A 9611-nucleotide genomic window follows, 5' to 3' on the forward strand; every position below is an offset into this window, starting at 1 on the left:
GAATACTTAGGAAAGGTGAATACATGTATATGGAACTTGATTTTAAAGCTATTGGACAGAGAATCAAAATTGCTAGAATAAGAAAAAAGCTTACACAAGACACTGTATCAGAAATAATAAATATAACTCCTTCCCACATGTCAAACATCGAGACAGGTAAATCTTCTGTAAGTTTACAAACTCTAATCGCAATCGCTAACGTGTTAGGGGTATCAATAGATGAATTATTGTGTGATACAATCTTAGACTCCAAAGTTGTTTTTGAAAAAGAATTAAGCGAAGTTTTAAAAGATTGTAATGAATATGAGATAAGGGTTCTTGTTGATATAGTAAAAGCTTCAAAAGAATCTATCCGAAATGTCAAAATGTTTCAATCAAATGTAAATAATAGATATTAGATAAAGATAAGCTTTGATAGTTTGATTACTATTGAAGCTTTTTATTATATGCAAATTAGCATATTTTACCAGTAAGGAAAAAATAGGAAAATGTAGAAAAAACACAAAGTATCTGCTATTATCTAAGTATAAACCCTATATACAGAATAGAAGAACTTATATGATAATTATACAATTATCATCCCCTTACCTCTCATGAGGTTTTTAAATGGTATATCAGTAAGAGTTATATTGTATAGAAATATAATCCTTACTGATATACCATTTTTTTGTTTTAAAAATTTGGTAGCTTAGTAAATATAAAAAAGAATTTGGCGATTTTGTATGAAATATTTAGGGAATAGTTGATATAAAAAAGGTGATATGTTCGTGTTCGGAGAAACCAACGTTTAACCGTACGAACAATATTTGTATTATTTTTACATAGAATCATTGAAAATCAACAATAAAATATGTTCGGTATTGTAAAAATGAAAAATATAGTTTGACCGAATGAAAAATATATTGTATAATTATTATAACAAGATGAACGGGGGTAAGGTTATGATAATAGGGTATGAAAGGGTAAGCACAAGAAAACAAGATAATAGCAGACAAGAGAGAGTTTTGGAAAGCGAAGGGATTAAGTTCGATAAAATATATAAAGATGTAATAACAGGAGCAACAAAGGAAAGAGAAGCATTAAGCAAAATGTTAGTAGAAGTAAGTGAGGGAGATATTGTTTACTGTGAGTCTATAAGCAGACTAGGAAGGAATTTAAAGGATTTAATTGATATTATAGATGTATTAATTCAAAAAGGTGTAAGAGTGAAAATATTAAAAGAAGGTATAGACACAGGGAACAGTACCTATAAGCTATTATTAGGTATCTTTGGGGCAGTCGCAGAAATGGAGAGAGAAACAATACAAGAGAGAACTCAGCAGAAAATAGACCAACTAAAAGAGGATAAAAAAAATACTGGCGAGATAAATACAAAGAGTGGAAAATGGTTCGGTAGACAAAAAGTAACTAAGGAGCTTTTAGAAACTAACAAAGAGTTTATAAAATATTACAATAAAATCCTTGATGGAAGCTTAAAGAAGAATGAAGTGGCAAAGATATTAAATATTGGTAGGACTACACTTTACGAGTGGATAAAGATATATGAAGGTGGAGAGATAAAAAGAAAGAGAAAATAATTATCCGTAATAAATATTTAAAGGAAAAAGTAAAGTAATTTGGATAAAAAGAGTGTAAAAAGAGTGTAAAAAGAGTGTAAAAAGAGTGTAAAAAGAGTGTAATTTTTTATTAAAAAAATAATGTATAATTGTATCATGGAAAAAGTTTATATTAATAGCTTAATATCTGTAAAAAGGAGTCTAATTTTTTAGGCTTCTTTTTTGTATAACTATATTAAATTTTGATTTACTCAAGAAAATAAGAGTTTTTTTGATATAGTAGACAGAATGATAAAGTCAAATCAAATGATTTTATAAATTAACAAGTAATAAAAAATTACATATTTTGAACAAAGTAGAGACTTTTTGATTGTAAAAATATATTAAAATGATTTATATAAATAGAAAAAGGAAAGGGAAAATTATGGAAGGGACTAAAAGAAATTATAGAAAAATACCAAAATTAGATTTAAGAAAAGTAAAGTTAGCAGATGTATTTGAAAAGAATAAATCGGGAGTTTTTAGAGTTGATGAAGCTGATGAACAACTTTTATATGATTGTTTAGAGGAAACTAAAAATATAGAAGAAAATCATATTACTTGGCAAATACAATTCAAAGGGAAAAGTGTATATTGTGTTTTTTATGAACACCCATTTTGGGATTTATAAAGAGGAGTGATTTGAATGAGAGTAGAGCCTATTGAAAATAAAAAAGATATAGAGAAGCTTAAAAGATATTTTAGAATAGAGGATATTTTAAAACTAAAAGTCAAAGATGTATACAAGAAAAGAGAAATAAATATAAAAGAAAGTAAGACAGGGAAAAGAATAAGAAAGCCTATAAATGATAGCTTGAAAGAAATATTAGATATATATTGCAAAGATAAACCAACTAATGAATACTTATTTAAAAGTCAAAAGGGAGAGAATGAAGCAATAAGCACTACACAAGCATATAGAATTATTAAAAAAGCTTCAAAAGCTTGTAGGATAAAATTAAATATAGGTACTCATAGTATGAGGAAAACACATGGTTTACATATATTTAAGGATAAAGGAATTGAAGTCGCACAAAGAGCTTTAAACCATGCTAATCAGATAGATACATTAACTTATATTGGGGTAGTACAAAAACAAGCTGATAATGCCATTATGAAACTTAATTTATAGTTAAAAATGTACGATTTTCTTTGCTATTTTTACATTTTATAATTAATGAATAATCAAATAAGCTTATGTATAAGTAATTGCAATAGATAAGGACAACTAAAATAAATGTAATAGTTTATAGTAATCGTACATTTTTTTATATACTTGTATGTATTACTATTACTGGCATAGATATTGTTTTTATCTTGTTTAGAAAAAATAGCTATTATTAATTGATTATCAAATGATAGTGAAGGAATATTGAAGCTTAATATTATAATATTTCAAAACTATTAAACTAAATAAAAAATCAAACTCAAATACATTGCTTGACTATAGCGAAATCAACGCATACAAGGGTGTTGTATAACGAAACTACTTTATTAAATAAAGTTATGGTGAAATAAGATATAAGGGATATTTCATATTAAGTAAAAAAGATAAAAAACAACTCGAAAAATCCTTTTGATTCAAGTGAAATCAATGTATATAGCTATTTATTTTACTGTATTTTTGAAATAAAGTTACAACCTATATATTTTGTCTTATTAAAACTCACTTAATTTAGATTTAAACAACTCAATTAAGTGCTTTAAATAAAGCTATATCAATATATAGAAGGCTATTTGATTCACCACAAAAAAGTGCAATAATTAGCCCCCCCTTGATAAAAATAACCCTTTTAAATTAAAAAATGTGAACCGAGGTAGGTATATGGCTTCGGAGATAGGCGTTGTTTTGTGTAAGGTGTGGGGGTGGGGTGTTGCAACTTAAAATCATGGTTGCAGATGCAAAAATACATTAGTAAAGCTATGTGAAATATTACTACTAAAGATAGTCGGAGTTGTTTAAAATACTATGTTTGACTAATAAAGGATATAAATATTCACAGATGGTTAAATGTCGGGAAATAAAGATTTTGCATATGCAACTGCACCCGTAAAAAGTATATAAGTTGCAATGTCTATATAGCACTTATAGCACCTTTAAAAAGGGATGATTTGAATATTAATATTAAAACTAAAGAAGTAAGTAATTACAATGTATTGAAGGATAAATTATATATATAATCTTAAAATAAATAGAAACATAATAATCAAATTAATGCTATGTTTTGATGAGTATATGCTCGATAGAAATATATATAATACGCCCCCTATCGGATTAATAAAACAAACAAAGATAGAGGACTGGAAGGAGTACATATTTTTCACAGGAAGCCAAAAAAATGAGATTTTCATGGAAAAGTTTTTAGAATATCAGAAAGTAAGTAAAATTACTTATATTTATCCATAAAATCTTTAAGAGCTTGGCTGATAATATCCTGTACCCTATACTTCTTATTAGCTTCACAGAAGGCTACAAACTCTTTTTGAATATCCTCATAGACCTTATAGCTTCTAACAACTATATCGCCTGTGAAATCGTCTATATTTAGTTTATCAGCCCCAACTACTTTATTACTACTTTGTGATTCGTACCAGCTATATACTTCATTTAGCTTAGTATTCATCTCATTGAATTTAGATAAAACATTATTAAAATCAATGTTAGTTGTATCAATTAAAGTATTATCATTGCTAGTGTCGCCCGTAACTACTTTTGAACTACTTTCTAATTCAACAACTTCAACAATAGATATGTATAGCTTCTTAGCTTGATTAAATTCATATCCATGTTGTTTAAATCTATTTCTTATAGTTGTACGACCAATACCAATATCTTTACATGTATTAGTTAGTGTATCGCCCTCTAGGAGCTTATTATTAATATATTGTATTTGCTCCTTAACAGGTAAATTATCAAATGTATATCTATCCATGTTTAGACCTCCAAAATAAAATAACTACTAAAGTAGCTTTCTAGTAGTTATAAATAAACCCTTTAGAATTAATATTTTTATTTGTCCCAACCTAACAATTCATTAGGTGAACATTTAAGAGCCATGCAAATTTTTTCTAAAGAATCAAATTTAATAGAATTTGTATTATTGTTGGCTAGTTTAGTTAAGTTTTGATGAGTCATTCCAATTTGCTTTGCTAACCAATAACGTGTTTTATTTTGATTTTCTAATAATTTATTTATTTGTATATTCAACAATTTAATCGCCACCTTTTTTATTATATAGTATATAAAATATGTGCCAAAAACAATATATATGCTTGACAATGTATAGTAAATAATTACATAATAATAGATAGAATATATTACCATATTTAGGGGTGAATACTGATAGAAAATATATTAAAAATATCTCGTACAAATAAAAAAATAACTCAAAACCAGCTAAGTAAAATGACCAATATAAGTCAAAGTTATATATCAAAGCTGGAGAGAGAATGTTTTTATCATAGCCCTACAATAACATTGATAATTGAATTAACAAAAGTGCTTGAAGTTGATGCTTTAGAGCTAACAAGATATTTTATTGAGAAAGAGCTATTAAAAACTTAACTAAACTTAACTAAAAATATAAGATTACAAAACAAACAATAGGGTGCAAAAAGGTTTAAATGTAGATAAAAAGGAGAGTTAAAAGTGATAAAAGATGATTTGTTAAGGGCTGGATTTGATACATACGGAGTAAATTTAGAAGATAAACTACTGGAAAATAACGAAATATATTTAAATGACAAAAAAGAATCTGAAAGAATCATGAACAGATTATTAGAAATATTGGAAGAAAAAGAACATAAAAAAATGTTAATTGATTTTGAAGAAAAAATATATGGCAATGGCGTAATTGAAAAAGAATATGCGTATAGAATGGGTGTTTTAGATGGGCTAGACCTAGCTGAATTTATAGACTTAAATAAAAAACTATGCTTGAAAAGAAATTAAAAATATATATTAAAACCGTCAAAAAAAAATAATTCTAAACAATGAATTATAATTTTAATAGTGATATAATACTAATAACAAAAAAAACGAAAAAGAACGAGTATTTGTTTGACGGCAACCACTCATTCTTTCCATTTAAGGGTTAATCAAGATTAAGAGTTAGTCACTAGGAGCTAATCACTTAGGCTTAACTAACATGTAAAATATATTTCTTTATTCTTTTTATATGTTAATTATACGAGATTTACGGCAGAATGTAAATACATAAGCTTGATAAAACTTGATTAGTCCCTAGTTAAGAAGGGGGAAATTTACAAGTGAAAATAGATATAAAACAATTAATTGATATAATAAAAAATGCTAATATAGACGAACTATATTTAAGAGATATAGGAGTCAATACAACTCAAAAAGGAAATGTCCCTTGCCCAATTCATGGTGGTAAGGATAAAAACTTTCAATTCGATTTAAACAAAAGAATATATACATGCTATAGCCATAATTGTGTTGTTGGTGCTGATATAATTGAGTTATGTCGCACATATGAACGCTTTGAAAGACCTATAGAAGCTATTTTATTCCTAGCTAATAAATACAATATCTCATTACCAATTAACAAGAATAAGACCAGTACTAAAAAAATAAATAACATTCCTAAGAATATTTACATAAAGAAAAAAGATATAAATAGCTTCATAGAAGAAAAGAAACAAGAAGCTTTTAGGAATAATGATATTGAGTTAGCTTTTGAATTTGAGTGTATGACTGATAAGGATAAAAGAAAGTATTATTTAGATAACAACATTAAAATAAAATCTATGCTAGAGAAACAAAACTATTCAAGCTATAGAGCTGATTTAATAATTGATGTAGATAAATATATAAGTGAGAATTTGAAAGGTATTAGAGAGTCAATTAAACATGCTACAGAAGGTAAGAACGTATTAATGGTAGCTCCTACAGGAAGTGGAAAAACATACTCAATTATAAACATGTTAAAAGAGCTAGACACAAAAGCACTCTTTATATTCCCCAACTCTGCAAATGTACAACAAGCAATGGTCGAATATAATATAGCTGGTGCATATGATAAGATACCTACTAAACACGCTTTGAATAACAACAATTTAGTGGCTATGACATGGGATAAAACTGAACAACTACTAAAAGAGGATTTAAGCGAATATATAATAGTTATTGATGAAATACATCAGACCTACACAGATGCGTTCAGAAGCAAGGCAATAAAGAGCTTAAATAATATAACTAATAAGTGTAGAGGTAGATTAGACATAACGGCAACACCTTCAAAATTAGAGTTTGAAATATACAATCATGTAATCGAATATAAGCAAAAAATACAAACAGAATACAACGTTAAGTTATACGATAAAATTAATATTGCTAAGGTTATAGAAATACTAAATAATTCAAACAATGCAATGCTTTTAAAAGATAGTATATCAACACTTAATTATATATCAAAGAAAATTAACAAAAAAAGTGGGGTTGTTATTTCAGATACTAAAGACACAAGTAAGCTATATGATAGAATTGTTAGTTACTCCGATATGGAAGGCTATGAGGTGCTTTTAAATACGTCTGTAATCACGGCAGGTGTGAATATAAACAATCCCAATGTAACAGATATTATTATACTTGGAGAAAAAGATATAGGAAAAATAAAACAGTATGTTGCAAGAGTTAGAGGGGCAAAAAGTATAAATGTACATATTTTTAATAGTTACAAAACGACAAATGAGGATAGCAAAGTATATTCAGTTGAATGGTGCATAAATGAGAACATAAAAGACGTTGAGAGCCTAACAAATATATACAATAAAGCTTCTAAGAGAGACTTACCATTTAAAGCAATAGGAATTGATATAAGCCCTATAAACATTAAGAATATTGATAGTAACATATACTACGATAAAAAGGACATGTCTTATAAAACAGACAAATTGTACATAAAAAGTAATGCTTACAATAATTACTACCAAACAAGAACAATAGATAGCTTCAAAGTGCTATTAGAGGAATATTTTAATAAAATTGAGATAGTGGAAACAGAAAAAGAAGCTGAAAAGGTAGAAGAAGAAATCAAAGAGCATGAAGAAGCTATTAAGGAATTTAAAAAATCAGCTATAGAGCAACTAGAAGGACATAAAAAATATTTGGTAGGTTATAGTGAGATTAAGAAGTCAATGACCAGCAGTAACTTATTAAAATATCACCATGATATGAGGATAGATAATAATATTTGTTTAAAACATTACATGGAGTATGATTTATATAGCCTAATAATTAATAATAATTGCAGAAAAATAATAGACTTATTTAGTGATTTTGTATTAGATAATAGTTATAGTATTGACCTTGCGTGGAAACTTGCAACAATGGGAAACAAGGGCAGATGGTCTATATTTGATAAGATAAATAAACTTATCTATAGAGAACTTAAGGAGCAGTATCCTAACTTCGTAAACGATGAACTCATAGGGACAGTAGTTTATGATTATATAATTAAACGATTTGGAATAGGTACAAGCTATACAAAAATACATTTACAAGAATTAAGCAATGATTTGCAAATCCTCACAGGAACAAAGAAAATGCAAACAACCGAAGCAATAGGTACTTTATTAAACAATATTTTTGTAGTCAGCAGTAAAAAATATAGAAGTGTGGCACCCTTAGAAATGTGTTTCTATAAATATATATACCCTATGGGTGCCACAGATAATAAAAAGACAATCAGAATTTACAAAATAGAGAGATATATTACACTAAATGACATCAAAAAGGAACTTGATTTAAAGGAGAATGATAGAAGCTTAGAACATTTAGTTCGTAGTCGTAAAGATAAGTTATTGCAAACTATAGATAGTGGTGACAAAGAGATATTATTAAATGGATTAGCATAAAATAAAAGGCAATTTGACATTGAAAAGGAGTGTTTAAAAGAGATTAATTTAAAAGGATTTATAAAATTAGAAATCAAACTAATATCAATTAAAATAAGAATAAATTCGCTAAAATTTCATTAAAAAAGCTGATATTTTGTTAAATTCTTTGATAAATGATGATAATATTGGGACTTACACTTATAACTATATTAATTCAATGTTTGGAGTTGGCACAAGTTATACAGAAGAACACCTAGAAGCTCTAATCGTTGATTTACAGACGTTTCTAGCCACTAAAAAGAAGCTAACTATTAAGAAAATAAGGTTAATATTACGCTCGATTTTTGTTATTGAGTATAAAAATCATAGGGGTGGAACAGGACTGCCCTATAAATACTATAAAAATATACTACCAAGTCCTGTTCCACCTAATGAAAGAGTACGAGTTTATACTATTAAAGGACACATTACTATAGAGGACATCAAAAAAGAATTAGATTTAATGGATAGTGATTTAAGCTTAGAACATTTAGTTGAAGCTAGAATAAATAAGCTATTAAATACAGTTGATGAAACGGACAAAGAAGTTTTACTAGAAGGATTAGTTTAATATAAAAAATATATTTACAAGAGTTACATAACGATTTGTAAAAATAAAAAAAGTACACTTGTATAAGTTATATTATTTATACTGGTGTACTATTTTTTATGTTTAATATTACAATCTTTCAAAGAAGCTAAAAGGCTTTCTAATGAATTTGAATGTATGTCATTTAAGAATCTTTTTGTTTCAGATACTTTATAATCTTTTTTTGTTATAAGTATTGTGTAATGTGTAATTCTGCCTATTCGTTCAGATGCTAAAAAGCGTTTAATAACAAGTCTTGATAAAAGTGTTAGTGTTGTTGTTGGTTTCCAATCACATTCAATTTGCATTGCCTTTATAACTTCCTTGGAAGTGACTATATCGTTTTTACTCCATACAAATTTCATGACTTTAAATTCAGCTTCGGGTATCTTTAGTATATCCATTATATTCTCACTTTCTTGAACTATTACAAATTATACTTTCAATAGTTCATTATTATGTAGCATAAGCAATAAAACTTTTGTTAGTTCATTATAATATAATTATGAACAGGTTACAATATGTGT

The 9611-nt window shown here is 27.0% G+C and carries 11 protein-coding genes; 8 read left to right on the forward strand and 3 right to left on the reverse strand.

The genetic code is table 11. From position 1 onward, the window contains the following. Window positions 1-29 precede the first annotated feature (29 nt). From Q3304_RS20100 to Q3304_RS20115, 4 genes are all read left to right on the forward strand, one after another. On the forward strand, window positions 30-398 hold the full coding sequence (locus Q3304_RS20100; protein WP_227863513.1) for a helix-turn-helix transcriptional regulator: 369 nt from the start codon (window positions 30-32) through the stop codon (window positions 396-398). Window positions 399-941: 543 nt separating this feature from the next. Continuing rightward, a complete protein-coding gene (locus Q3304_RS20105) occupies window positions 942-1577 on the forward strand; it encodes a recombinase family protein (RefSeq protein ID WP_407815197.1) in 636 nt (211 codons plus the stop codon). 403 nt (window positions 1578-1980) lie between these two features. Then, window positions 1981-2226 (forward strand): hypothetical protein, encoded by a 246-nt coding sequence (locus tag Q3304_RS20110; RefSeq protein ID WP_407815187.1) that lies wholly within the window; start codon window positions 1981-1983, stop codon window positions 2224-2226. 15 nt (window positions 2227-2241) lie between these two features. Beyond that, on the forward strand, window positions 2242-2727 hold the full coding sequence (locus tag Q3304_RS20115) for a tyrosine-type recombinase/integrase (protein ID WP_407815188.1): 486 nt from the start codon (window positions 2242-2244) through the stop codon (window positions 2725-2727). A gap of 1255 nt (window positions 2728-3982) precedes the next feature. Here the strand turns inward: Q3304_RS20115 and Q3304_RS20120 are convergent. Both Q3304_RS20120 and Q3304_RS20125 read right to left on the reverse strand, forming a co-directional pair. After that, the gene (locus Q3304_RS20120) at window positions 3983-4528 is read right to left on the reverse strand and encodes a hypothetical protein (RefSeq protein ID WP_407815189.1); all 546 of its coding nucleotides are present in this window, start codon (window positions 4526-4528) and stop codon (window positions 3983-3985) included. Window positions 4529-4605: 77 nt separating this feature from the next. Then, entirely contained in the window at window positions 4606-4806 is a 201-nt protein-coding gene (locus Q3304_RS20125; RefSeq protein ID WP_142792943.1) for a helix-turn-helix transcriptional regulator, read from the reverse strand. Window positions 4807-4956: 150 nt separating this feature from the next. Between Q3304_RS20125 and Q3304_RS20130 the strand changes: the two genes are divergently transcribed. From Q3304_RS20130 to Q3304_RS20145, 4 genes are all read left to right on the forward strand, one after another. Continuing rightward, on the forward strand, window positions 4957-5160 hold the full coding sequence (locus tag Q3304_RS20130; RefSeq protein ID WP_407815198.1) for a helix-turn-helix domain-containing protein: 204 nt from the start codon (window positions 4957-4959) through the stop codon (window positions 5158-5160). Between the two features lie 84 nt (window positions 5161-5244). Then, a complete protein-coding gene (locus Q3304_RS20135) occupies window positions 5245-5547 on the forward strand; it encodes a hypothetical protein (protein WP_407815191.1) in 303 nt (100 codons plus the stop codon). A 317-nt stretch (window positions 5548-5864) separates the two neighbouring features. Then, a complete protein-coding gene (locus Q3304_RS20140) occupies window positions 5865-8474 on the forward strand; it encodes a DEAD/DEAH box helicase (RefSeq protein ID WP_407815193.1) in 2610 nt (869 codons plus the stop codon). A gap of 136 nt (window positions 8475-8610) precedes the next feature. Further along, window positions 8611-9066 (forward strand): hypothetical protein, encoded by a 456-nt coding sequence (locus Q3304_RS20145; protein ID WP_407815473.1) that lies wholly within the window; start codon window positions 8611-8613, stop codon window positions 9064-9066. Between the two features lie 89 nt (window positions 9067-9155). On the opposite strand, the gene Q3304_RS20150 is transcribed toward Q3304_RS20145, so the two are convergent. Continuing rightward, window positions 9156-9488, reverse strand: a complete 333-nt coding sequence (locus Q3304_RS20150; RefSeq protein ID WP_407815196.1) for a BlaI/MecI/CopY family transcriptional regulator — start codon at window positions 9486-9488, stop codon at window positions 9156-9158. Window positions 9489-9611: the final 123 nt, after the last annotated feature.

It is taken from the genome of Clostridioides sp. GD02377, assembly GCF_045899875.1.
Classification (GTDB): domain Bacteria; phylum Bacillota; class Clostridia; order Peptostreptococcales; family Peptostreptococcaceae; genus Clostridioides; species Clostridioides difficile_A.